Source organism: Streptomyces sp. NPDC045022 (assembly GCF_056432605.1).
Map to the genome: position 1 here is coordinate 74,152 of NZ_JBWKIR010000007.1, position 22,187 is coordinate 96,338.

24 protein-coding genes, 1 pseudogene and 1 riboswitch are annotated in these 22,187 nt (G+C 71.6%); of the genes and pseudogenes, 14 read left to right on the forward strand and 11 right to left on the reverse strand.

From position 1 onward, the window contains the following. Window positions 1-26: 26 nt before the first annotated feature. On the forward strand, window positions 27-962 hold the full coding sequence (locus AC07C1_RS15025) for a carbohydrate-binding protein (protein WP_478939108.1): 936 nt from the start codon (window positions 27-29) through the stop codon (window positions 960-962). On the opposite strand, the gene AC07C1_RS15030 is transcribed toward AC07C1_RS15025, so the two are convergent. From AC07C1_RS15030 to AC07C1_RS15040, 3 genes are all read right to left on the reverse strand, one after another. Then, a complete protein-coding gene (locus tag AC07C1_RS15030) occupies window positions 946-1,887 on the reverse strand; it encodes a 1-phosphofructokinase family hexose kinase (RefSeq protein WP_478939109.1) in 942 nt (313 codons plus the stop codon). The two genes, AC07C1_RS15025 and AC07C1_RS15030, sit on opposite strands and share 17 nt — an antisense overlap. Window positions 1,888-2,008: 121 nt before the next feature. Continuing rightward, entirely contained in the window at window positions 2,009-3,241 is a 1,233-nt protein-coding gene (gene nagA, locus AC07C1_RS15035; protein WP_478939110.1) for an N-acetylglucosamine-6-phosphate deacetylase, read from the reverse strand. After that, the gene (locus AC07C1_RS15040) at window positions 3,241-4,182 is read right to left on the reverse strand and encodes an ROK family protein (RefSeq protein WP_478939435.1); all 942 of its coding nucleotides are present in this window, start codon (window positions 4,180-4,182) and stop codon (window positions 3,241-3,243) included. Before AC07C1_RS15040 ends, nagA begins: the two co-directional genes overlap by 1 nt. 112 nt (window positions 4,183-4,294) lie before the next feature. Between AC07C1_RS15040 and AC07C1_RS15045 the strand changes: the two genes are divergently transcribed. The 3 genes from AC07C1_RS15045 to otsB are packed head-to-tail and all read left to right on the forward strand — an operon-like array spanning window position 4,295 to window position 6,744. Further along, window positions 4,295-5,578 carry an ABC transporter substrate-binding protein gene (locus tag AC07C1_RS15045; RefSeq protein WP_478939437.1) on the forward strand — a complete coding sequence of 428 codons (1,284 nt, stop codon included), beginning with the start codon at window positions 4,295-4,297 and terminating at the stop codon, window positions 5,576-5,578. A 35-nt stretch (window positions 5,579-5,613) separates the two neighbouring features. After that, window positions 5,614-5,838, forward strand: a complete 225-nt coding sequence (locus tag AC07C1_RS15050) for a DUF3263 domain-containing protein (RefSeq protein ID WP_478939111.1) — start codon at window positions 5,614-5,616, stop codon at window positions 5,836-5,838. 36 nt (window positions 5,839-5,874) lie between these two features. Continuing rightward, a complete protein-coding gene (gene otsB / locus AC07C1_RS15055) occupies window positions 5,875-6,744 on the forward strand; it encodes a trehalose-phosphatase (RefSeq protein WP_478939112.1) in 870 nt (289 codons plus the stop codon). Here otsB and AC07C1_RS15060 read toward each other — a convergent pair. Both AC07C1_RS15060 and AC07C1_RS15065 read right to left on the reverse strand, forming a co-directional pair. Continuing rightward, window positions 6,732-8,159 carry an alpha,alpha-trehalose-phosphate synthase (UDP-forming) gene (locus AC07C1_RS15060; protein ID WP_478939113.1) on the reverse strand — a complete coding sequence of 476 codons (1,428 nt, stop codon included), beginning with the start codon at window positions 8,157-8,159 and terminating at the stop codon, window positions 6,732-6,734. The genes otsB and AC07C1_RS15060 overlap by 13 nt on opposite strands. Before the next feature lie 88 nt (window positions 8,160-8,247). After that, complete coding sequence (locus AC07C1_RS15065; protein WP_478939114.1) at window positions 8,248-9,192, reverse strand: glucosyl-3-phosphoglycerate synthase; 945 nt, start codon at window positions 9,190-9,192, stop codon at window positions 8,248-8,250. 173 nt (window positions 9,193-9,365) lie between these two features. Next, a riboswitch (SAM riboswitch) is annotated at window positions 9,366-9,523 on the forward strand. Between the two features lie 17 nt (window positions 9,524-9,540). Between AC07C1_RS15065 and thrC the strand changes: the two genes are divergently transcribed. From thrC to groL, 4 genes are all read left to right on the forward strand, one after another. Next, window positions 9,541-10,824, forward strand: a complete 1,284-nt coding sequence (gene thrC / locus AC07C1_RS15070; protein WP_478939115.1) for a threonine synthase — start codon at window positions 9,541-9,543, stop codon at window positions 10,822-10,824. After that, window positions 10,821-11,099 carry a ubiquitin-like small modifier protein 1 gene (locus AC07C1_RS15075; RefSeq protein ID WP_478939116.1) on the forward strand — a complete coding sequence of 93 codons (279 nt, stop codon included), beginning with the start codon at window positions 10,821-10,823 and terminating at the stop codon, window positions 11,097-11,099. The genes thrC and AC07C1_RS15075 overlap by 4 nt, the downstream gene beginning before the upstream one ends. 444 nt (window positions 11,100-11,543) lie before the next feature. Then, on the forward strand, window positions 11,544-11,747 hold the full coding sequence (locus AC07C1_RS15080; RefSeq protein WP_004929928.1) for a cold-shock protein: 204 nt from the start codon (window positions 11,544-11,546) through the stop codon (window positions 11,745-11,747). Window positions 11,748-12,054: 307 nt separating this feature from the next. After that, window positions 12,055-13,677: a chaperonin GroEL gene (gene groL / locus AC07C1_RS15085; RefSeq protein WP_478939117.1), complete on the forward strand. Its 1,623-nt coding sequence runs from the start codon at window positions 12,055-12,057 to the stop codon at window positions 13,675-13,677. 95 nt (window positions 13,678-13,772) lie between these two features. On the opposite strand, the gene AC07C1_RS15090 is transcribed toward groL, so the two are convergent. Both AC07C1_RS15090 and AC07C1_RS15095 read right to left on the reverse strand, forming a co-directional pair. After that, a complete protein-coding gene (locus AC07C1_RS15090) occupies window positions 13,773-13,979 on the reverse strand; it encodes a DUF397 domain-containing protein (RefSeq protein ID WP_478939118.1) in 207 nt (68 codons plus the stop codon). After that, complete coding sequence (locus tag AC07C1_RS15095; RefSeq protein WP_478939119.1) at window positions 13,963-14,802, reverse strand: helix-turn-helix domain-containing protein; 840 nt, start codon at window positions 14,800-14,802, stop codon at window positions 13,963-13,965. The genes AC07C1_RS15090 and AC07C1_RS15095 overlap by 17 nt, the downstream gene beginning before the upstream one ends. Window positions 14,803-14,912: 110 nt before the next feature. Here AC07C1_RS15095 and AC07C1_RS15100 point away from each other — a divergent pair, with 110 nt between their 5' ends. The 4 genes and pseudogenes from AC07C1_RS15100 (at window position 14,913) to AC07C1_RS15115 (ending at window position 17,624) form a co-directional block, all read left to right on the forward strand. After that, on the forward strand, window positions 14,913-15,137 hold the full coding sequence (locus tag AC07C1_RS15100; RefSeq protein ID WP_478939120.1) for a hypothetical protein: 225 nt from the start codon (window positions 14,913-14,915) through the stop codon (window positions 15,135-15,137). After that, entirely contained in the window at window positions 15,134-15,346 is a 213-nt protein-coding gene (locus AC07C1_RS15105) for a hypothetical protein (RefSeq protein WP_478939121.1), read from the forward strand. The genes AC07C1_RS15100 and AC07C1_RS15105 overlap by 4 nt, the downstream gene beginning before the upstream one ends. 117 nt (window positions 15,347-15,463) lie before the next feature. After that, window positions 15,464-16,588 (forward strand): NADH:flavin oxidoreductase, encoded by a 1,125-nt coding sequence (locus AC07C1_RS15110; protein ID WP_478939122.1) that lies wholly within the window; start codon window positions 15,464-15,466, stop codon window positions 16,586-16,588. A 55-nt stretch (window positions 16,589-16,643) separates the two neighbouring features. Continuing rightward, a pseudogene (locus AC07C1_RS15115) lies at window positions 16,644-17,624 on the forward strand (carboxylesterase family protein). A gap of 16 nt (window positions 17,625-17,640) precedes the next feature. On the opposite strand, the gene AC07C1_RS15120 reads toward AC07C1_RS15115, so the two are convergent. The 3 genes from AC07C1_RS15120 to AC07C1_RS15130 all read right to left on the reverse strand — a co-directional run bounded on the left by AC07C1_RS15120 (window position 17,641) and on the right by AC07C1_RS15130 (window position 20,379). After that, complete coding sequence (locus AC07C1_RS15120) at window positions 17,641-18,216, reverse strand: hypothetical protein (RefSeq protein ID WP_478939123.1); 576 nt, start codon at window positions 18,214-18,216, stop codon at window positions 17,641-17,643. A 287-nt stretch (window positions 18,217-18,503) separates the two neighbouring features. Further along, complete coding sequence (gene murQ, locus AC07C1_RS15125) at window positions 18,504-19,439, reverse strand: N-acetylmuramic acid 6-phosphate etherase (protein WP_478939124.1); 936 nt, start codon at window positions 19,437-19,439, stop codon at window positions 18,504-18,506. A gap of 46 nt (window positions 19,440-19,485) precedes the next feature. Further along, window positions 19,486-20,379, reverse strand: coding sequence for a MurR/RpiR family transcriptional regulator (locus AC07C1_RS15130; RefSeq protein WP_478939125.1), 894 nt, complete (start codon window positions 20,377-20,379; stop codon window positions 19,486-19,488). A 66-nt stretch (window positions 20,380-20,445) separates the two neighbouring features. Between AC07C1_RS15130 and AC07C1_RS15135 the strand changes: the two genes are divergently transcribed. Together AC07C1_RS15135 and AC07C1_RS15140 are read left to right on the forward strand one after the other, a co-directional pair. Beyond that, a complete protein-coding gene (locus AC07C1_RS15135) occupies window positions 20,446-20,829 on the forward strand; it encodes a hypothetical protein (protein WP_478939126.1) in 384 nt (127 codons plus the stop codon). Between the two features lie 7 nt (window positions 20,830-20,836). After that, the gene (locus AC07C1_RS15140) at window positions 20,837-21,115 is read left to right on the forward strand and encodes a DUF4031 domain-containing protein (RefSeq protein WP_478939127.1); all 279 of its coding nucleotides are present in this window, start codon (window positions 20,837-20,839) and stop codon (window positions 21,113-21,115) included. On the opposite strand, the gene AC07C1_RS15145 is transcribed toward AC07C1_RS15140, so the two are convergent. Further along, on the reverse strand, window positions 21,097-22,140 hold the full coding sequence (locus AC07C1_RS15145; protein ID WP_478939439.1) for a GNAT family N-acetyltransferase: 1,044 nt from the start codon (window positions 22,138-22,140) through the stop codon (window positions 21,097-21,099). The genes AC07C1_RS15140 and AC07C1_RS15145 overlap by 19 nt on opposite strands. Between the last annotated feature and the right edge of the window lie 47 nt (window positions 22,141-22,187).

A 22,187-nucleotide genomic window follows, 5' to 3' on the forward strand; every position in this document is an offset into this window, starting at 1 on the left:
CCGCACCTGTTGAGGAGTACCAAGGGATGACGCCCGGCGACAACGGCCCGAGCACGCCCGAGGACGACGACCCGTTCGGCTACCTGTACGCAGACGGCCAGGCCCGGGGAGCCCAGCCGCCGTCCGGTGGTTACGGCTACCCGAACTCGGTCAGCAGGGTGCGTACGGTCGGCGAGCGCCAGTACGGCCAGCAGTCGCAGTACGGCCAGCCGGCCATGCCGCAGCAGCAGGGTGCCTACGGGCAGCCGAACGCCCACTACCAGGCCCCCGAGACGCTGCACGGCGGCGCCCCGACGAGTCGCCGGCCGGCGCAGTCCGGGCCCGGCCGCCGCGGCCCGAACACCAAGGGCCTGCTGATCGGCGCGGTCGCGGTGGTGGCCGCGGTCGTCATCGGCATCGGTGTCGCGATGATCAACGGCAACTCGGACGACGACAAGTCCACCAGCGTGGCCGAATCCACGTCGACCCAGTCCCAGAGCCACTCCCCGAGCCCGTCGGGCAGCAACCCGGCGTCGGGGGAGCTGCCGAAGGTCGACGGCTCCGACAAGCGCCTCCAGCTGGCCGGCGGCGCCGCCACGGCCTCGGACGTGACCGGGGCACGGTCCGCGGACGGCAGCTACGTGGGCGGGTTGAACCAGGCCGGCGCCTCGGTGACCTGGACGGTCGACGACATCCCCGAGGACGGCGCCTACACCCTCTTCGTGAACTACAGCGCGACCGGTGACGGCCAGTCGATGACGGTCACCGTCAACGGCCGGCCGTTCGGCAGCAAGCTCGGCCTGGACAACTACCGGCATGCCGCCGACGGCGACTTCGCGAAGGGCTGGACCACCTCCTACGTGTGGCCGACCCTCAAGAAGGGGGCGAACACCGTGTCCATCTCCTGCCAGGCCGGCGACAAGTGCAACGTCCTGATCGACCAGCTCTGGATCAAGAAGGGCCAGGTCAAGCGGGACGGCTAGCCGGGCAGGCCACCCCGGTCACGGTCGTCCGCCCCAGCAGTTCCTCGTACGCCGTCCGGTCGAACTCGCCGGCCGCAGGCGCCAGTACGGTCGCCGCCGACAGGGCGATCGCGCGGGCCAGACGGTCCGGCCAGGGGAGGCGTTCCACCAGGGCCGACAGCAGGCCCGCGACCGCCGAGTCGCCCGCGCCGGTCGGGTTGCCGTGGACGCGGGCGGGCGGGGTGGCGCGCCAGCGGCCCTCGGGGGTCACCGCGAGCAGGCCTTCCGGGCCCAGGGAGGCGACCACCGTGTGCGCCCCGCGGCGCCGGGCGTCCTGGGTGGCGCGCAACGGCTCGTGGGATCCGGTGAGTTCGGCCAGTTCGTCGGCGTTCGGCTTGATGATGTCGGGGCGGGCGGCCACCCCGCGGCGCAGCGGTTCGCCGCTGGTGTCGAGCAGGACGGGGACGCCGAAGGACCGGGCGCGGCGGACGAGGTTCGCGTAGGCGCCGACCGGCACGCCCGGCGGCAGGCTGCCGCACAGGGCCACTGCCGAGGCGCCGGGCAGCAACTCCTCGTACCGGTCCAGGAAGGCGCTCCACTCGGTGGGCTCTATCTGCGGGCCCGGCTCGTTCAGCTGGGTGGTGTCACCGGAGAGGTCGTCCACGACGGCGATCGTGCGCCGGGTCGCCCCGGCGACCGGTACCAGCGCGTCCGTCACCCCGGGCGTGTCCGACAGCCGTTCGCGCACCAGCCGGCCGGTGGCGCCGCCCGCGAATCCGGTGATCGTCGCCTCGTGCCCCAGGGCGGCCAGCACCCGGGCCACGTTCACGCCTTTGCCGCCCGGCCGCTCGGTGACCTCCGAGACGCGGTGGGAGGCGTGCGGCCGCAACGACCGCACGCGATACGTGATGTCGAGAGCGGTGTTCAGTGTGACCGTGAGGATCACCCGGGCCGACCTCCCTCGAAGTCCATGCACCTGTCATCGGTTTCCGGGACTCGATCATGCCAAAGAGACGGCGGCCGGCCCAGTCGTGAGCCGGCCGCCCTCGCCGGAAAAGACGGGCGGATCAGGCCAGTTGGGGCGCAACCACCCACTCGCCCCGGCGCATCACGCCCTTGAGGTCGAAGTCCGCGTCCAGCAGGACCAGATCGGCGTCCTTGCCTGGTTCCAGGGAGCCGATCCGGTCGGAGAGGCCGAGCAGACGGGCCGGATTGACGGAGAGGGCGGTCACGGCGTCCTCCACCGAGAGCCGGTCGACGGTCACCGCCCGCTTGAACGCGCGGTCCAGTGTGAGCGTGGAACCCGCGATGGAGCCGCCCTCCACCAGCCGGGCCACGCCCTCGCTGACCTCGACCTCCAGCGGACCGAGCATGTAGCGGCCGTCGCCGACGCCGGCCGCGTCCATCGCGTCGGTGATGAACGCGACCCGGTCCGCGCCCGCGTGGTGGAAGGCCAGCTCCAGAGCGGCGGGATGCAGATGCGTGCCGTCGTTGATCAGCTCGACCGTGACCCGCTCGTCCTCCAGCAGCGCGGCGATCGGGCCGGGGGCGCGGTGGCCGAGGCCGGGCATGGCGTTGAAGAGGTGGGTGGCGACCGTGGCGCCCGCGTCGATCGCCTCGACCGTCTGCTCGTAGCCGGCATCCGTGTGGCCGATCGCCGCGATCACACCGTGCTCGGCGAGCAGCCGTACGGAGTCGATGCCGCCCGGCAGCTCGGTCGCGAGGGTGACCATCTTCGCCTTGCCGCGGGCCGCGTCGATCAGCTTGCGGACCTCGGCCGGGTCCGGGTCGCGCAGCAGTGCCTCGGAGTGGGCCCCCTTGCGGCACGGCGAGATGAACGGCCCCTCGAAGTGGATGCCGGCGATCTCCCCCTGCTCGGCCAGTTCGCTCAGCAGCCCGGCCTGCCGCGCCAGCAGGTCCATCTCGTCGGTGACCGTGGAGGCGACCAGGGTGGTGGTGCCGTGCAGGCGGTGCGTGTGGAGGGCGGTGAGGATCTGGTCGGGGGTGCCGGAGAAGGAGGCCCCGCCGCCGCCGTGGTTGTGGATGTCGACGAAGCCGGGGACGAGCCAGTGGCCGGTCACGTCGACGACCTGGGCGTTCACGGGGGCTGTGCTGGTGATGCGGTTGCCTTCGACGATCACCTGGCCGTCAGTGACGGTTCCGGTGGGGAGGACCACGTTGGCGCCGGACAGTACGAGGGGGGTCGCTGCCGTAGCGGGCTGCGGGTGGGTCGTGGCTGGTCGCGCCCACGCGGCGGAGCCGCATGTCGAGGCGTCCCGCGCCCCTGGGTCGGCTGCCATCAGGGGGTTACCTCCGTACGGTCGGTGTGGTTGAGGAGATCCCGGGCGAGTAGTCCCGCGCCCAGGCAGCCGGCCGTGTCCCCCAGCGCCGCGGGGACGATGGCCGGCAGTTTCTGGAAGGTGACCCGCCGCCGGACGGCGTCCCGCAGCGGTTGGAACAACACTTCCCCCGCCTCGGCCAGGCCGCCACCGATGATCAGCCTGCGCGGGTCCAGCAGGGTGAGCGCGGTGACCAGTCCGTCGGCGAGCGCGTCCACGGCCGCCTGCCAGACCCGGACGGCGTTCGGGTCACCGGACGTGACCGCCTTGGCGCAGTCGGCCGCGTCCGCGTCCGGGTCCGCGCAGGCCGCCGCCCAGGCCTCGCTGACGGCGGACGCGGAGGCGTACCGCTCCAGACAGCCGTGCTGCCCGCAGGGGCAGGGGGCGCCGCCGGGACGTACGACGATGTGGCCGATCTCGCCCGCGAAACCGTGCGCGCCCGCCTCCACCCGGCCGTCCAGGCCGATGGCACCGGCGATCCCGGTGCCGAGCGGCACGAACAGGAACCGGTCGGCACCCCGTCCCGCGCCGATCCGGCCCTCGGCGAGCCCGCCGGTGCGCACGTCGTGGCCGAGGGCGACCGGCACCCCGAGCCGCTCGGTGAGCAGGGCGCGCAGCGGGACGTCCCGCCAGCCGAGGTTGGCCGCGTAGGCGGCGATGCCCCGCTGCTCGTCGACGATGCCGGGGACCGCGATGCCGGCCGCGGCGGCCGCCTCGCCGTAGTGCTCCACCCCGTACGCGCGCAGCTCGGCGGCGAAGTCGAGGATCGCCGCGACCACCGCGTCGGGACCGCGCTCGCGGCCCGTGGCACGGCGGGCGCGGTGCAGCAGCGCGCCGTCGTCGCCGACGAGGGCGGCCTTCATCCCGGTTCCGCCCACGTCCAGGGCGATGACATGTCTCACCACGGAACCCAGTGTGACCCTCATACCCGGGAGAGGTCTAGTCCACTCCCGTGGTGTAGACCTTATGAGTCCACATGTTGAACGGTCACACAGCAGGGTTGGGGCTTTGACGGTGCGTCGGCGTACGGCAGGAACGATCGCGGTGGTGTCCGCACTGGGCATGACGGCGGTCCTCGGCGGCTGCGGGAGTACGGGCTCCTCCGACGTCACCCTCAGACTCGTCGCGGCCGACTACGGCGACTCGGCCGCCAACAGCTCCAAGAAGTACTGGGACGCCCTGGTCAAGGAGTACGAGTCCAAGCACCCCGGGGTGCGGGTCGAGGTCGACGTCTACTCCTGGAACGACGTGGACCGCAAGGTCAAGGAGATGGTCGACGCCGGGCACGCCCCGGACCTGGCCCAGATCGGCGCCTACGCCGACTACGCGGCCGCCGGCAAGCTCTACCCGGTCTCCGACCTGCTCTCCATACGCACCCAGGCGGACTTCCTCTCCCAGCTCTCGGACGCGGGCCAGTGGAGGCACACCCAGTACGGCATCCCCTTCGCCGCCTCCACGCGCGTGCTCTTCTACAACAAGACCCTCTTCGCCAAGGCCGGCATCACCCCGCCCACCACCTGGGACGAGCTGGCCGCCGACGCCGAGACGCTCAAGGAAAAGGGCGTGAAGTACCCCTACGCCCTGCCCCTCGGCCCCGAGGAGGCCCAGGCCGAGACCATGCAGTGGCTGCTGAGCGGCGGCAACGGCGGCAGCGGCTACACCGACGACGTCGGCACCTACACCATCGACTCCACGCAGAACGTCGGCACCTTCACCTGGCTCAAGGACGACCTGGTCGGCAAGGACCTGACCGGCCCGGTCGCCCCCGGCAAGCTCAACCGCGCGGACGCCTTCGCCGCCTTCGCCGACGGCCAGGTCGGCATGCTCAACGGACACCCCACGCTGATCCAGCAGGCCGCCAGGAAGGGCGTGAAGTTCGGCATGGTGCCGATGCCCGGCCGCACCGGCACGGCCAGGGCCTCGATGGGCGTCACCGACTGGATGATGGGCTTCAAGCAGAACGGGCACGCCGACCGGATCGGAGACTTCCTCGACTTCGTCTACAGCGAGAAGAACGTGCTCGGCTTCTCCCGCGAGTACGGACTGCTGCCGGTCACCGGCTCCGCCTCCAACGCCATGAGCGAGTCGGACGCGGCCGCCGACAGGGCCCTGCGCCCCTTCCTCGACCAGCTGCCCACCTCCGAGCTGTATCCGGTCGGCAAGATCTCCTGGGCGTCGGTCAGCGCGGCCGTGAAGAAGAACATCGGACAGGCGGTCGCCCCCGGCGGCAGCCCGTCCGGCGTCCTGACCCGCCTCCAGGCGGCGGCCACGGCGGCCGACAGCGGCAACGCCGGCTGAGCCGGTTGTCGGTGCCCGGCGTTACGGTGGCCCTCATGGAACTCGGCCACCGCGAACAAGCCATCCTCGCGCTGGAGCGCCGGGGCTTTCCCGGCCCCGGCGCGAAGGAACGAGCGATCCGCGAGGAGCTGGGCCTGTCGCCCGTGCGCTACTACCAGCTCCTCAACGCCCTCCTGGACGACGAGCGTGCCCTGGCCCACGATCCGGTGACGGTGAACCGCCTGCGCCGCGTACGAGAGTCCCGCCGGGCCGAGCGCTGAGGAGTGGACCCGGGCTCGCGCGGATAGTGTCGCGGTATGGGCACCCACACGACGGACTCCGCGACCCACCCGATGGACCCTCTGCCGACCCCGGCCACCCCGGCGGGCCGGGAGGGGCTGGCCGCTCTGCTGGCCCGCCCCCGGACCGCGGTGATCGGACTGGACTTCGACGGCACGCTGGCCCCGATCGTCGCCGACCCCGACCAGGCCCGCGCCCACCCCGAGGCCGTACCCGCGCTCGCCGCGCTCGCCCCCAAGGTGGCCTCCGTCGCCGTGATCACCGGCCGGCCCGCCGGTGTCGCCGTGCGGTACGGCGGCTTCGCCGGCGTGCCCGGCCTGGAGCAGCTGACCGTCCTCGGCCACTACGGCGCCGAACGCTGGGACGCGGCCACCGGCACGGTCACCGCCCCGGCCCCGCACCCCGGCGTGGCGGCGGTCCGCGCGGAGCTGCCGGGCCTGCTGGACCGGGTCGGCGCCTGGCAGGGCACGTGGATCGAGGAGAAGGGCCGGGCGGTCGCCGTGCACACCCGCCGCGCGGCGGACCCGCAGGCCGCGTTCGAGGCCCTGCGGGAGCCCCTCATCGGCCTCGCCACCCGCCACGGCCTGATCGTCGAGCCCGGCCGGATGGTGCTGGAACTGCGCCCGCCGGGCATGGACAAGGGCGTCGCGCTCAGCGAGTACGTCCGCAAGGTCGGCGCCGAGTCGGTCCTCTACGCCGGCGACGACCTGGGCGACCTCCCCGCCTTCGCCGCGGTGGACGAACTCCGCTCCTCCGGCGTCCCCGGCCTGCTGGTCTGCAGCGGCAGCACGGAGGTCACGGAACTGGCCGACCGGGCCGACCTGGTGGTGGACGGCCCGGCGGGCGTCGTGGATCTGCTGCGGCGGCTGGCGGCTCAGCTGGACTGATCGTCCAGGGCGTGCAACTGGTCCAGGAACCACCGGGCGGGCGGCAGCGCCGTCGCCGCCGCGGCCAGCCTCCTGGACCGTTCCGCCCGCTCGTCCCCGGGCAGGGTCAGCGCCTCGTGCAACGCCTTCGCCGTGCCCGCGATGTCGTACGGGTTCACCACGATCGCGTCCTCGCCCAGCTCCTCGTACGCCCCCGCCTCCCGCGACAGCACCAGCGCGCAGCCCTCGTCCGAGACGACCGGGATCTCCTTGGCGACCAGGTTCATGCCGTCCCGGATGGGGTTGACCAGCGCCACGTCGGCGAGCCGGTACGCGGCCAGGGAGCGCGCGAAGTCGTCCTTCACATGCAGTACCACCGGAGTCCAGCCGGCCGTCCCGTACCGCGCGTTGATCTCCTCCGCGACCCGCTGCACCTCGGCCGTGTACTCCCGGTACACGGCGAGGTCCTGCCGGGACGGGTAGGCGAACGCCACGTGGACGACCCGCTCGCGCCACTCGGGGTGGTCGTCCAGCAGCTGCCGGTACGCCAGGAGCCCGCGGACGATGTTCTTCGACAGCTCGGTGCGATCGACGCGGACGATCGCCTTGCGCCCCTCGCCGATCTCCTCCCGGAGCACCGCCATCCGCTCGTCCACGTCGGGTTCGTGGGCCCGCTTGCGCAGGAAGTCGGCGTCCGCGCCGAGCCCGTGCACGCCGATCCGGGTGCCCGAGGGGATCGCGGGGCCGAGCACCGCGTGGCAGCAGTCCCGGAACGCGTCCGCCCAGCGGTGCGTGAGGAACGCCGCCCGGTCCGCGCCCAGGATGCCGGTGAGCAACTCGGCCGCGATGTCGTCGGGCAGCAGGCGGAAGTAGTCCGGCGGAGCCCACGGGGTGTGCGAGAAGTGGCCGATGCGCAGGTCGGGACGGAGCCGGCGGAGCATCCGGGGGGCGAGGGCCAGGTGGTAGTCCTGGATCAGCACCGCCGCGCCTTCGGCCGCCTCCTCCGCGAGCGCCTCCGCGAACGCCTGGTTGTAGGCCTCGTACGACGCCCACTGACGGCGGAACTCCGCGTCGAAGACCGGCTCCAGCGGGGTCTGGTACAGCAGGTGGTGGACGAACCAGAGCACCGAGTTGGCGATGCCGTTGTACGCGTCGGCGTGCACGGTCGCGTCGATGTCGAGCATCCGTACCCGCTGGCCGCCGGTCTCCTCGGCCGGCAGCAGACCGCCGTCCGCGCGCCGTACGGCCGCCCGGTCGCCGTCGCCGAGCGCGGCGCACACCCACACCGCGTTGGTGTCCGGCCCGATGGCCGACAGCCCGGAGACCAGCCCGCCGCCGCCCCGCTTGGCGTGCAGCGAGCCGTTCTCGCCCACCTGATACGAAACCGGGCCGCGATTGGAGGCGACCAGCACCTCAGCACCGTGCGTGGAAGACATACGCCTCAACCTAGCCCGGCCCGGAAACGCTCAAACGTACGGTCCACCCCGGAAGGGGGCTGTATACGGCCGTTCTTCATGCGGGCGCTCACGCGACCCGGCGTGCCGCGTACTCCGCGATCTCCGCCATCGGCGGCCGTTCCTCGGTGTCCACCGAGTAGGTGCGCGGCTCGAAGCCGTCCTCGCCCCGCTCGAACTGGGTGAGGGAGGGCCGGACCAGGTGCCCGCGGGCCAGCCGCAGCTGGGCCGTGCGGTAGATGGCGGCGGCCATCCGGCCCAGCGCCTGGCCGTCCTGGTGCCGGTGCTTGCGCACCCCCACGTCCACCTGGGCCAGCGCGTCGAGCCCCACCAGGTGCAGGGCGTCCACCAGCATGCCCAGCTCCACGCCGTAGCCGACCGGGAACGGCAGCTGTTCCAGCAGGGAGCGGCGGGCCGCGTACTCACCGCCCAGCGGCTGCACGAAGCCGGCCAGCTGCGGCCAGTGCATGTTCAGCAGCGGGCGGGCCACGAGTTCCGTGACCCGGCCGCCCTGTCCCGCCGCGCCGCCGAGCGGGCGGTCGTACATGCCCTTGACCAGGTCCACCTCCGGGTCGGTGAGCAGCGGGCCGACGATCCCGGAGACGAAGTCGGAGGAGAACTCCTTCAGGTCCGCGTCGATGAAGCAGAGGATGTCCCCGCTGGTGACGAGCAGCGAGCGCCAGAGCACCTCGCCCTTGCCGGGGACGGTGGGGACGCGGGGCAGGATGTCGTCGCGGTGGACGACCCGGGCGCCGGCGGCGGCGGCGACCGCGGCGGTGCGGTCGGTGGAACCCGAGTCGACGACGACGATCTCGTCGACGAGCGGGACCTGCTCCACGAGGTCGCGACGGATGACCGCGACGATGTCGCCGACCGTCTCCTCCTCGTTGAGCGCGGGCAGCACGACGCTGATCGTGTGCCCCGTACGCTGCTTGGCGGCCAGTATCCGGTGGAGAGGGCGATCGGCCACGGACCAGGAGCGGGTGGCCAGCCAGTGCTCGACTTCTTCCAGCACGGTCTGTGGCTCCTCACTGTTCGTTGATCACGCGCCGTGACGCCGGGTGGCGTGGCTGTGATCCATCTCGCGCTTCGGACGACTATCTCAACTGTCCTGGCCTTCGGTTACAGTCTTGAACAACGCCGGTGACCATCGCATGTCGGGGGTCGCCCGCGTCGACAACCACATATTGCTCATCCAGAGGGGCAGAGGGACACGGCCCGATGAAGCCCCGGCAACCCTCCAGTCGGTTCTCGTAGATCAGCTCCTGATCGTCTCCGCGAGGCTCCCGGCTAGGGAAGGTGCCAAATCCGTCTCACGGCGAGATGCGTCGTGAGGAAGATGAGGAGAAAGGGCCTCGCCTCCATGGCTGTGCAGACAGTTGCAAGCACCAGCGATCCCGTCGTCGACCTCGGTCCCGCCGCGGCCCTGAACTGTCGCGAGTGCGGTCACCGGGTACCCCTCGGACCGGTGTTCGCCTGCGAGGAGTGTTTCGGCCCGCTGGAGATCGCCTACGACTTCTCCGGCTACGACACCGAAGAGCTGCGGGCGCGCATCGAAGCGGGCCCCGCGAACATCTGGCGTTACGCGCCCCTGCTGCCCGTCCCCGCCGACGTGGCCGACAAGCCCAACCTCAACCCGGGCTGGACCAAGCTCGTCAAGGCCGACAACCTGGCCCGCGAGCTGGGCGTCACCGGCGGGCTGTACGTGAAGGACGACTCCGGCAACCCGACGCACTCCTTCAAGGACCGGGTCGTCGCCCAGGCCCTGGAGGCCGCCCGCGCCTTCGGCTTCACGACGCTCTCCTGCTCCTCCACCGGCAACCTGGCCGGCGCCGTCGGCGCCGCCGCCGCCCGGGCCGGCTTCCGCTCCTGCGTGTTCATCCCGCACGACCTGGAGCAGGGCAAGGTCGTCATGGCCGCCGTCTACGGCGGCGAGCTGGTCGGCATCGAGGGCAACTACGACGACGTGAACCGCTTCTGCTCCGAGCTGATCGGCGACCCGGCCGGCGAGGGCTGGGGCTTCGTCAACGTCAACCTGCGGCCGTACTACGCGGAGGGGTCCAAGACCCTGGCGTACGAGATCTGCGAGCAGCTCGGCTGGCGGCTCCCGGACCAGATCGTGGTCCCGATCGCCTCCGGCTCACAGCTCACGAAGATCGACAAGGGCCTGCAGGAGCTGATCAAGCTCGGTCTCGTCGAGGACAAGCCGTACACGATCTTCGGTGCGCAGGCCGAGGGCTGCTCGCCGGTGTCCACCGCCTTCAAGGCCGGCCACGACGTGGTCCGCCCGCAGAAGCCGGACACCATCGCCAAGTCCCTCGCCATCGGCAACCCGGCCGACGGCCCGTACGTCCTGGACATCGCGCGCCGCACCGGCGGTGCCGTGGAGGACGTCACGGACGCGGAGATCGTCGACGCCATCAAGCTGCTGGCCCGCACCGAGGGCATCTTCGCGGAGACGGCGGGCGGTGTGACCGTCGGCGTCACCCGCAAGCTGCTCAAGGACGGCGTGCTGGACCCGGCGAAGACGACGGTCGTCCTCAACACCGGCGACGGCCTCAAGACCCTCGACGCGGTGGCCGGCACCGGCCTCAGCGCCACCATCCGCCCGACCCTGGACTCCTTCCGAGAGGCTGGCCTCGCATGAGCGTGACCGTTCGCATCCCGACCATCCTGCGCACCTACACCGGCGGTCAGGCCGAGGTCACCGCCGAGGGCGCGACCCTCGCCGAGGTCATCGAGAACCTGGAGAAGAACCACACGGGGATCGCCGCCCGGGTGCTGGACGACCAGGGCAAGCTGCGCCGGTTCGTCAACGTCTACGTCAACGACGACGACGTCCGCTTCGAGCAGGGCCTGCAGACGGAGACCCCTGACGGCGCCGGTGTCTCCATCATTCCGGCCGTCGCCGGCGGATGCTGACCGAATGACCGATCATTACCTTCGGTAACAGCAGTTACATATTGTTCATCGGATTGCCCCCTCCCGTGAGAGAAGCGGAGGGGGCAATTCTGTGTGATTGAGCGCGGTACAGTTGGGGAACACGGTCGCGGCCTTCAGGTTGCGGGCCCTGGATTCTCGCCGCACAACCCGACAAGAAGTAGCCAAAGTGTGCGGGTTTTCTGCGGCTTTTGTGCCTTTTGTGGAGCCCGACTTGCCCTGAATTCGGATGAATTCTCGGCAGATTCCGGGCCGGGCTCGTCCGGAATTCTCGTCCGATTGACCTGTTGCAGACGGCAGTTGGACAGATACATTCAGCCGCGGTCGACGCGTTCCGGCGCACGCCCCCGTCCGATGGGGGGTGAGGTCTGACCCGGGTCCGCGAAGTGTGGATCTGTGCAAGGGCCAGTAATAGGGGAGTTAGGCATGGCTCAGGGCACCGTCAAGTGGTTCAACGCGGAGAAGGGGTACGGCTTCATCGCGGTCGACGGTGGTGCGGACGTCTTCGTCCATTACAGCGCCATTCAGATGGACGGCTACCGCACCCTGGAAGAGGGCCAGCGGGTGGAGTTCGAGATCTCGCAGGGCCAGAAGGGCCCGCAGGCCGACATGGTTCGCCTCAGCGCCTGAACGTTTTTTGTGACGAAGGGCCCGCACCGGCACAGGGTGCGGGCCCTTCGCCATGCCAGGGCCCCCTTGATCGCGGCGGCCGGGCGCCCCCGTCCCCGCCCTTGTCCCCCCGGAGGCGCTTGCACTCGACCATGCCGAGTGCTAATCATTGCGTTAGCACTCTGAAGGTGAGAGTGACAACGAAGGACCGGGTCGGTGAGGCCCGCAGGCCAAGTGGGGCAAGGAACCACGAGGCCGGCGAGCCGTCCGTCGCGGGCGCGGGCGCGGTCCGAAGGAATCACCCCCAGTCCTGGAGGGACCACTTCACATGGCCAAGATCATCGCGTTCGACGAGGAGGCGCGGCGCGGCCTCGAGCGCGGCATGAACCAGCTCGCGGACGCCGTCAAGGTGACGCTCGGCCCCAAGGGCCGCAACGTCGTCCTCGAGAAGAAGTGGGGCGCCCCCACGATCACCAACGATGGTGTCTCCATCGCCAAGGAGATCGAGCTCGAGGACCCGTACGAGAAGATCGGCGCCGAGCTGGTCAAGGAAGTCGCCAAGAAGACGGACGACGTCGCCGGTGACGGTACGACCACCGCGACCGTGCTCGCCCAGGCCCTGGTCAAGGAAGGCCTGCGCAACGTCGCCGCCGGCGCCAACCCGATGGCTCTGAAGCGCGGTATCGAGAAGGCCGTCGAGGCCGTCTCCGCCGCCCTGCTGGAGCAGGCGAAGGACGTCGAGACCAAGGAGCAGATCGCCTCCACCGCGTCCATCTCCGCCGCCGACACCCAGATCGGCGAGCTGATCGCCGAGGCCATGGACAAGGTCGGCAAGGAAGGCGTCATCACCGTCGAGGAGAGCAACACCTTCGGTCTTGAGCTGGAGCTCACCGAGGGCATGCGCTTCGACAAGGGCTACATCTCCGCCTACTTCGCGACCGACATGGAGCGCATGGAGGCGGTGCTCGAGGACCCGTACATCCTCATCGCCAACTCCAAGATCTCCTCGGTCAAGGACCTGCTCCCGCTCCTGGAGAAGGTCATGCAGTCGGGCAAGCCGCTGCTGATCATCGCCGAGGACGTCGAGGGCGAGGCCCTGTCGACCCTGGTCGTCAACAAGATCCGCGGCACCTTCAAGTCCGTCGCCGTCAAGGCCCCGGGCTTCGGCGACCGCCGCAAGGCCATGCTCGGCGACATCGCCATCCTCACGGGCGGCGAGGTCATCTCCGAGGAGGTCGGCCTCAAGCTGGAGAACGCGACCCTGGACCTCCTGGGCCGCGCCCGCAAGGTCGTCATCACCAAGGACGAGACCACCATCGTCGACGGTGCCGGCTCCTCGGAGCAGGTGGGCGGCCGCGTCAACCAGATCCGCGCCGAGATCGAGAACAGCGACTCGGACTACGACCGCGAGAAGCTGCAGGAGCGCCTGGCGAAGCTCGCCGGCGGTGTCGCGGTCATCAAGGCCGGTGCCGCCACCGAGGTGGAGCTCAAGGAGCGCAAGCACCGCATCGAGGACGCCGTCCGCAACGCGAAGGCGGCCGTCGAGGAGGGCATCGTCGCCGGTGGTGGCGTGGCCCTGCTGCAGGCCTCCCAGGTCTTCGAGAAGCTGGATCTCGAGGGTGACGAGGCGACCGGCGCCAACGCCGTGCGCATCGCGCTCGAGGCCCCGCTGAAGCAGATCGCCGTCAACGCCGGCCTCGAGGGCGGTGTCGTGGTGGAGAAGGTGCGCAACCTGACCCCGGGCCACGGCCTGAACGCCGCGACCGGCGAGTACGTCGACCTGGTCGCCGAGGGCATCATCGACCCGGCGAAGGTGACCCGCTCTGCCCTGCAGAACGCCGCCTCCATCGCCGCGCTGTTCCTCACCACCGAGGCCGTCATCGCCGACAAGCCGGAGAAGGCCGCCGCGCCGGCCGGCGGCGGCATGCCGGGCGGTGACATGGACTTCTGATCGACCCGACGGTTGATCGCCTGTCCTTCGGACCGAGGGCGGTACGTCCAGCTTCTGGCTGGGGGTGCCGCCCTCGGGCGTTTCGTACGCCAGGCCTAACGCGCCTTCACGTCATCGACGAACGCCGCCCACGCCTCGGCCCGGAACACGAGTTTCGGGCCGTGGGGGGTCTTGGAGTCACGGACGGGGACGAGGGCGGGGAAGTCGGCGGTGACTTCGACACAGTTGTCGCCGGTGCCACCGCTGTAGCTGGACTTGAACCAGGCGGCCGTGCGCAGGTCGTACTCAGAGATGTGCCTCATGGTCGTAATCCTGCGCCATCGCATCGAGCAGGGCCAGGGACCTCTCGGGCTGGAGTGCGGAGACCATGAGGAGTTCGTAGTAGAGCCTGTAGTGCGCGACGGTGCCAGGGTCGTCGTCCAGGCGCCCGGTGTCGATGCCTTCGAGGTACGCCATCGGAGGGCCGTCCTCGAAGTCCATGAGCTTGACGCAGCCTTGCATCCCCGGGTGGGCCCCCGCGTCGAACGGCAGCACCTGCACCATGACCCGGTTCCGGCGACCCAGGTCGGCGATGTGGCGCAGCGCCTCCGCCATCACCGCACGGCTGCCCGCCACCCGGCGCAATGCGGACTCGTCAATGACGGTCCACAACACCGGCTTTGTTGGATCATCGAGGATCCGCGCGCGTTCTATACGGTCCTCCACCAGCTTCTCGATGAGCGCCGCCGGAGCCGTCGGCTGGTAGGCGCGGCACACCGCTCGCGCGTATGCGGGCGTCTGGAGCAGACCGGGGATCAGCATGGACGCGTACTCCCGAATCGCCGATGCCCGCACTTCGGCCTCCGCTGCCTCGGCGAAATGCTCGCGGTACTTCGACTTGGCTGATGCTCCGCAGTTCCGCGTGAAGAAGTCCCCCGTGCCCAGCGCCTCGTCCAGCATCCGGGCATACTCCGGCTGCATCCGCCGCGTCCCCGTCTCCAGTTGCCCGATGAACGACCCGCTCACGAACAGCCGTTGGCCCAGCTCCTCCTGGCTCAGGCCGGCTTTCTCGCGGGCGTGGCGCAACTCCGCGCCCAGCAGGGCGCGCGGTGATGACGACGGGTCGAGGTCCTTCGGTCCGGGCATGGCACTCCCTGTCCGACAGCCGAGGCTGTTGGGGCGTCCTACCTGGCCAGGCTAGTCAAGCCTCGGCCACGCTGTGTCGTGAATCACCAACCCAGCGTGGAGGAACGGTTGTGAACGAGACGACGGAGAGCCCCCGGCCGGCCCGGACGGCCGAGGAGGCCGTGGAACAGCTGCGCGCCGCCCTGCGCGGCGTCGGCATCATCCTGCCGTCGCTGCGGGTCGACCCCGTGTCGGCCGCGCACGAGGAGCCGTACGCCCTCGTCGACCTGGGCCGCTGCAACCTGGGGGTGGCCTCGCGGCTGGCCGCCGCACTGCGTGGGGGTGGCGAGGCGTGAATCGTGCACCCGCCTACGCCACGGACCTGCGGGACGGGCGGATCGGCGAGGTCATGGGGCGCGTGGGCGGGTACGTCCAGCTGCGGCCCGTGGGTGGCGGGCGGGAGTGGGACTGTCCGCCGGGGGAGCTGGGGGAGGCGGCGCCGGACGAGGTGCTGCGGGAGCGGGTGCGGCGGCTGAACCGGGAGAGCGTGACCGGCATCACGTAAAAGCGTCCACTGCGGCCGGAATGTGGGCCGGCGCATAGGCGCTTACTTAAGAAGCTGCAACAATGCGCGCACACATACCGCTTGGTCTACCGAGTCATTTCACGAGGAGCCCCCCACGTGACCGTCACCACGCCCGCCTCCCGCGCGGCCCAGATCCTCTCCCGCCCGATCGCGCTCAACGGCCTCACCGTTCCGAACCGGATAGTGATGGCGCCGATGACCCGCATGTTCTCCCCGGGCGGCATCCCCGGCGAGGACGTGCGCTCCTACTACGCGCGCCGCGCGGCCGCCGGCGTCGGGCTGATCGTGACCGAGGGCACCTACGTCGGTCACGAGTCGGCCGGCCAGAGCGACCGCGTCCCCCGCTTCCACGGCGAGGAGCAGCTCGCGGGCTGGGCCAAGGTCGCTGAGGACGTGCACGCGTCGGGCGGCACGATCGTCCCGCAGCTGTGGCACATCGGCATGGTCCGCAACCAGGGCGACGCCCCGTTCCCGGACGCCCCCGCCGTCGGCCCCTCCGGCCTCGTCACCGCGGGCGCCGAGCCCACCGGCAAGGCCATGACCCAGGCGGACATCGACGCCGTCATCGCCGCGTTCGCCCAGGCCGCCGCGGACGCCGAGCGCATCGGCTTCGACGGCGTGGAGATCCACGGCGCCCACGGCTACCTCGTCGACCAGTTCCTGTGGGCGGGCACCAACCGCCGCACCGACGCGTACGGCGGCGACCCGGTGGCCCGCACCAGGTTCGCCGCGGAGATCGTCGCCGCGGTCCGCGAGCGGGTGTCCCCCGAATTCCCGGTCCTCTTCCGCTACTCGCAGTGGAAGCAGCAGGACTACACCGCCCGCCTCGCCGAGACGCCCGAGGAACTGGAGGCCATCCTCACCCCGCTGGCCGCCGCCGGCGTCGACGCCTTCCACGCCTCCACCCGCCGTCACTGGCTGCCGGAGTTCGAGGGTTCCGACCTCAACCTCGCGGGCTGGACGAAGAAGCTCACCGGCAAGCCGGTCATCACCGTCGGCTCGGTCGGCCTCGACGGCGACTTCATCAACGCCTTCCAGGGTGAGGGTTCCCCGGTCAAGGGCATCGACAACCTCCTGGACCGCCTGGAGGCGGACGAGTTCGACCTCGTCGCGGTGGGCCGCGCCCTGCTCCAGGACCCCGAGTGGGCGGCGAAGGTCCTCGCCGACCGCGTCGACGAGCTGAAGCCGTACGATGCGGCGGCGCTGAAGACCCTCAGCTGACGGGGCACTCGTGATCGCTCCCGTCCGTTCCCCTGATGACCAGTGAGGAGCGAGCATGGCGACGAGCGAGTCCCAGGCCCCGGACACCGACGGCCCCGTGGTGCGCACGGCCTCCGGCGGGGTGCGCGGCCTGCGCGAGCGGGGGCTGTCGGCGTTCCGGGGCATCCCCTTCGCCGAACCCCCGGTCGGTGAGGCCCGCTTCCAGGCCCCGCGCCGGGCCCGCCGCTGGGACGGCACCCGGGAGGCGTACGCCTTCGGCCCGCCGCCCCCGCAGGAGCCGGGCGTACTGGGCCGCACGGCCCGCCCCGCCGGCCCCACGGGCGACGACTGGCTCACGCTGAACGTGTGGACCCCCGACCGGACCCGTCCGCCGCCCGCCCGGTGATGGTGTGGATCCACGGCGGCGCGTACAAACTGGGCCACGGCGGCCAGCCGGGCTACGACGCCCAGCACGTGGCCCGCGACGGGGACGTCGTGGTCGTCACCTTCAACTACCGCGTGGGCATGGAGGGTTTCGCCCTCTGGGCGGGCGCCCCCGCCAACCGCGGCCTGCTGGACCAGGTCGCGGCCCTGGAGTGGGTCCAGGAGAACATCGGGGCGTTCGGCGGTGATCCGGCCGAGGTCACGGTCTTCGGCGAGTCGGCGGGAGCGGGCTCCGTCGCCGGCCCGGACGGCGGGCGGCGGCCGGTCCCACGTCTACGAACTGACCTGGCCGGCCCCGGGAGGCGACGGCCTGCTGGGCGCCTGTCACGGCCTGGACATCCCGCTGCTCTTCGGCACGTTCGGCGCGGACCTGGGAGGCCTTCTCTTCCCCGGCGGCAGGCCCACCCCGGAGGCGGAGCACCTCTCCGCCTTCATGCGCCGCTCCTGGACGGCGTTCGCTCGCACCGGCGACCCCGGCTGGCCGGCGTACGACACCCGGACCCGTCCGGTGCAGGTGCTGGACGCGGAGCCGAGGGTGACGCCGTACCCGGAGGAGAAGAGCAGGCGCATATGGGAGGGGTTCGACTTCCACCCCATGCCTTTGCCGGCCTGACGGCGGCGGACGGCGACTACAGGTTGCCCATGGGCTCGATGTCGACGCGCACCGGCGTCCCCCACACCCGCAGCACCTCGTAGTCGGTGAACTCGTGCACGAGCCGGTACGCCATGGCGGGCCGGGAGCCGCGCCGCTGGGCGGCGAGGTATGCCTCGGCCTCGTGCCGATCCCTCCTCGGCGTCCCGCACAGCTGCCACTCCTGCCCGTTCCACAGCTCCGGCAGCCACCGCTGCTGGGGCTGGGGCCGGTCACCGCGCACGCCGTAGCGGGAGGGGACGGAGGCGACGGGCTCGGCGGGCCGGGCCCTCCCACCGCTCTGGTACTCCGACCGCCGGGCGGCCCGGCGCCGGGTCTCGCAGAGCAGGCAGCGATCCGGTGCGCTCTCGTCGACCGGCCCCTGCGGGTGCTCCGGGCACCGGGTGCTGGGCGCACCGGCCGTCACGCTCTCGTCCAGCAGGTCCAGTGCCCTGCGCAGGTCGGCCTTGACCTCGTGCAGCCGGGCGTCCGGGGTGTCGGCCGTGAGGGTCTCCCCATGCTCCCCGAGGAGACGCAGGGCCCGCCCGAGGGCGGTGAGCTGGGCATGGTTCATCGTCGGTCCGCGCAGTCCTTCCGGCTCTCCGTGTCGGGCGTCATGTCCCATGGTGCCCCAGGGGCGTCGCGCTGTGGACTGCCAGACGCCCCGCCGTCCACCACCCCGAGCACGCCGGGCACGGTCCGTAGGGCCTCCTCGTCCACTGCCGCCGGATCGGCGATCCCCAGCCGGAGCCGGATCGTGCAGTGGGCCGCGGAGGTGACGTCGGCGGGGCCGCCGGCCCGGGTGAGGACGGCGGTCGCGGTGGAGGCGGGGGTCGTTGCGCACGCCCCCGAGCGTGCGGGTCAGCCGGCCGCGTGCGACAGCGCGGCGCGCAGATGGCCGCCGGACTCCTCCAGAAGGCGGGCGGCCGTCGGGCCGTCGACACCGGCGAGGAGGATGAGGATCGCGTTCTTCACCTCGCCGCCGGACTCGGTGAGGGCCTTCTCGATCTCCTCGTCGCCCGCTCCTGTGGCCAGGGACACGATCCGGCGGGAGCGGACCCGGAGTTTGTCGTTGGAGGCGCGGACGTCGACCATCAGGTTCCCGTACGTCTTGCCGAGCCGGATCATCGTGATGGTCGAGAGCATGTTCAGGACCAGCTTCTGGGCCGTGCCCGCCTTCAGCCGGGTGGAGCCGGTGATCAGCTCCGGGCCCACGACGACCTCGATGCCGTGCTCGGCGGCGGCCGCGAGCGCGCTGTGCTCGTTGCAGGCCAGACCGATGGTCAGGGCGCCCAGCGCACGGGCGTGCTCGACGGCGCCGAGGGCATACGGGGTGCGGCCGGAGGCGGAGACGCCGACCACCGTGTCGTCGGCGGTCAGCCGGAGCGCGTCCAGGTCCTTGCGGGCCAGTTCCCTGGAGTCCTCGGCGCCCTCGACGGAGGTGACCATCGCCTCGGGGCCGCCCGCGATCAGGCCGACGACCTGGGTGGGGTCGGTGTTGAAGGTGGGCGGGCACTCGGAGGCGTCCAGCACCCCGAGGCGGCCCGCGGTGCCCGCGCCGGCGTAGACCAGGCGTCCGCCGCGCGCCATCCGTTCCGCCACGGCGTCGATGGCGGCGGCGATCCGCGGAAGCCGGGTCGCGACGGCGGCGGGCACGGCGGTGTCCTCACCGTTCATCAGGCGGGCGATGTCGAGGGTGGACAGGCGGTCGATCTCGGCGAGTTCGGGGCGGAAGGCTTCGGTGGTCAGGGAAGCCAGCTCGCTGTGCAGGTCGTGAGAGGTGTCGTGGGAGGTCATGGGGGGTGGCTCTCTCCGATTCAGGTGTCGGTTCCCGTGCTTTCACTCACCTGGGGTTGGTGCGGTGCCGATGGGCCAGCGCCTCGTACGACGCGGCCAGGGCGGGCGCCGCCGTCTCGTAGGTCCGCTGGGCCACTCCCACGAACAGGCAGTCCACCACGAGCAGTTGACTGGTCCGCGAGGACATCGCGGCCGGCCGCAGCTCGGTCTCCCGTGAGGTGGACGTGGTCAGTACGTGGTCGGCGTACTGGGTGACCGGTGAGTCCGGCCGTCCGGTGATGGCCACGGTCGTGGCCCCGTGCTCGAAGGCGACCCGCAGTGGCTCGATGACATCCCCCGTCGAGCCGGAGTGCGTGATCGCGATGGCCACGTCACCCGAGCGGAGCTGTACCGCGTTGGTCACCGCCAGGTGCGGGTCGCTGTGCGCCTGGGCTATGAGCCCTATCCGCAGCAGCTTCTGGGTGAGGTCCTGGGCGACGAGCCCGGACGCCCCTATGCCGTACACGTCGGTCCGCCGGGCACCGGCCAGCGCGATGACGGCGGCGCCCAGCTGGGCGGTGTCGAGTCCGGCGGCCGTGTCGGCGAGGGTCTGCTGTTCCTCGTAGGCGAGCTTCGTCACGACGTCGGCGATGGGGTCGTCCACCGCGATGTCCGTCGTGATGGCGGGCGCGCGGCCCGACTGCTGCTGCGCGGCCAGTCCGGCGAGGGCCAGGCGCAGGTCGCGGTAGCCGGGGTAGCCGAGCAGGCGGGCGGTGCGGACGACCGTGGCCTCGCTGGTGCCGGTGAGTTCGGCGAGGCCGGTGACCGTGAGGGCGGCGCAGCCGGCCGGGTCGCCGGCCACGGCCTCGGCGACGCGCTGCATGGACCGGGTCATGGAGGGGGCGAGGGTGCGCACCTTCGCGGCGAGGGAGCCGCCCGGACTGCCGAAAATTTCCTTCATGTCCTGGGTCACAGGTGAAAGATATTTTCGGTTCCGTCGGTGGTCAAGAGTGCGCACAATGGGTTCATGGAGCCCATCAGTCCCCTTGAACAGGCCTTGCACGCGGCGCGTGCCCTGGTGCTCGCCGATCTCATCGCGCGCGAGGTCGCGGAGGCGGACGTGGTCTCCTTGGTCGAGGACTCCGTGGCGCAGCGTCGCTGGTGGGTCGAGCAGTGGCCGGAGGGCGCCGCCTTCGTCGCCGGGCTGGTCGCACAGGACGTACAGGACGCGCTGCTGGAGCGGTACGGCCGCTGGCCGCTGTGCTCGGTGTGCGGTTCGGGCGACCCCCACGCGCTGGAGGTGGAACCGGAGCTGGGCCCCGACCCGCACTGGGTGTGCCACAAGGCGGGCGTGAAGGTAGCCGCGGTCGGCTCGCTGGGGGCGGCCGCGGGCGGGGCGGCGTTGTCGTGAGGTGCCCGTGAGCGTGTACATCGACCCGCCGGCCTGGCCCGGCCACGGACGCATGTGGTCGCACCTCGTGAGCGATGTGTCGTACGACGAACTGCACCGGTTCGCCGAGCGGTTGGGCCTGCCCCGGCGGGCCTTCGAGCGCGACCACTACGACGTCCCGTCGCACCGGTACGCGGACGCGGTGGCCGCCGGCGCGGTGGAGGTCGGCAGCCGCGAGGTGGTGCGGCTGCTGCGGGCCTCCGGACTGCGCCGGCGGAAGCGCTGGGCTCAGCCGCGCAGTTCGTAGGCGACGAGCTTGTCGTCCTCGGCGAACTGCCGGAACCCGGCCCGGGTGACCACGGCCCGGGAGGGCGCGTTGTCCAGGTCGATCTTCGCGACGAGTGTTCGTACGTCGTCGCGGGCCAGTGCCCACTGGGACAGGGCGCGCAGTGCCTCGGTGGCGTACCCCTGCCCCCGGGCCGCCTCGGCGAGGTCGTAACCGATCTCCACGCAGCCCTGCTCGTCCGGCGCGCCGTGGAAGCCCATGGTGCCGACCGCGCGGCCGTCCTCGTCGCGGACCAGGACGAAGACGGTGAACTCGGGCCGGTGCACGCCCGCCTCGTAGGCCTTCAGCAGCAGCCCGGCGGCCTGCCGGGTGCCCTCGTACGGCCCGCCGTCGACCCACTCGAAGCCGCCGTCGCCCCCCAGGCGCAGATCGCGGGCGGCGTCCGGGCGGAGACCGGTGAGGGTGAGGCGTTCGGCGGGGAGGGCGAGGTTGTTGTGCCAGCGCCAGTCGGTGACCGGGGCGCGGCCGGGCAGATCGCCGCGGCCGGTGGCCCACAGCAGGGTCGGCCAGGGCGCCGGGCCGGGCTGGACGTGCGGGAAGAGCCAGGTCAGCACGGGCTCGGCCAGATCCTCGGGCGGTTCGTAGGCCAGGCCCAGACCCTCGGCCAGGTCATGGGTGTGCAGGAGCACCTCGGCGACGCCCATCGCGGCGAAGCCCTCGCGGTCGGCGCTGCCGAAGGGGTAGGGGTGGAAGGCGCGTACGCCGGGCGGGGTGCTGCGGACGGTCGTGGCGAGCAGGACGCCGGTGGTCTCGACGACGTGCAGCAGGCCGGCGTTGTCGGTGCCCTCGTCCAGGACGATGTCGAAGGGGACGTAGGCCCCCTGGGCGCGGCCCGCCAACTGGCCGGCGTAGGCGAGCAGAGCGCTCGCGACATGCTCGGCCGTCTTCCGGCAGCTCCACTCCAGCCGCCGGGCCCCGGTGTTCTCCCAGTCGCGGTCCACCGCCGGCCGCAGTGCCGCCAGGCAGCCCGCGACGGCCCTGTTCACGTCATCCCCGTTTATCGGTCGCATGGGCGCACCCTAGGAGCCCCGCC

Coding starts and splice junctions, on each gene's coding strand:
- AC07C1_RS15025 (WP_478939108.1), top strand. CDS start 27: ATGACGCCCGGCGACAACGGCCCGAGCACGCCCGAGGACGACGACCCG.
- nagA (WP_478939110.1), bottom strand. CDS start 3,241: ATGGCAGCCGACCCAGGGGCGCGGGACGCCTCGACATGCGGCTCCGCC.
- AC07C1_RS15050 (WP_478939111.1), top strand. CDS start 5,614: ATGGAACTCGGCCACCGCGAACAAGCCATCCTCGCGCTGGAGCGCCGG.
- otsB (WP_478939112.1), top strand. CDS start 5,875: ATGGGCACCCACACGACGGACTCCGCGACCCACCCGATGGACCCTCTG.
- AC07C1_RS15060 (WP_478939113.1), bottom strand. CDS start 8,159: ATGTCTTCCACGCACGGTGCTGAGGTGCTGGTCGCCTCCAATCGCGGC.
- thrC (WP_478939115.1), top strand. CDS start 9,541: ATGGCTGTGCAGACAGTTGCAAGCACCAGCGATCCCGTCGTCGACCTC.
- AC07C1_RS15075 (WP_478939116.1), top strand. CDS start 10,821: ATGAGCGTGACCGTTCGCATCCCGACCATCCTGCGCACCTACACCGGC.
- AC07C1_RS15080 (WP_004929928.1), top strand. CDS start 11,544: ATGGCTCAGGGCACCGTCAAGTGGTTCAACGCGGAGAAGGGGTACGGC.
- groL (WP_478939117.1), top strand. CDS start 12,055: ATGGCCAAGATCATCGCGTTCGACGAGGAGGCGCGGCGCGGCCTCGAG.
- AC07C1_RS15090 (WP_478939118.1), bottom strand. CDS start 13,979: ATGAGGCACATCTCTGAGTACGACCTGCGCACGGCCGCCTGGTTCAAG.
- AC07C1_RS15095 (WP_478939119.1), bottom strand. CDS start 14,802: ATGCCCGGACCGAAGGACCTCGACCCGTCGTCATCACCGCGCGCCCTG.
- AC07C1_RS15120 (WP_478939123.1), bottom strand. CDS start 18,216: ATGAACCATGCCCAGCTCACCGCCCTCGGGCGGGCCCTGCGTCTCCTC.
- murQ (WP_478939124.1), bottom strand. CDS start 19,439: ATGACCTCCCACGACACCTCTCACGACCTGCACAGCGAGCTGGCTTCC.
- AC07C1_RS15130 (WP_478939125.1), bottom strand. CDS start 20,379: ATGAAGGAAATTTTCGGCAGTCCGGGCGGCTCCCTCGCCGCGAAGGTG.
- AC07C1_RS15135 (WP_478939126.1), top strand. CDS start 20,446: ATGGAGCCCATCAGTCCCCTTGAACAGGCCTTGCACGCGGCGCGTGCC.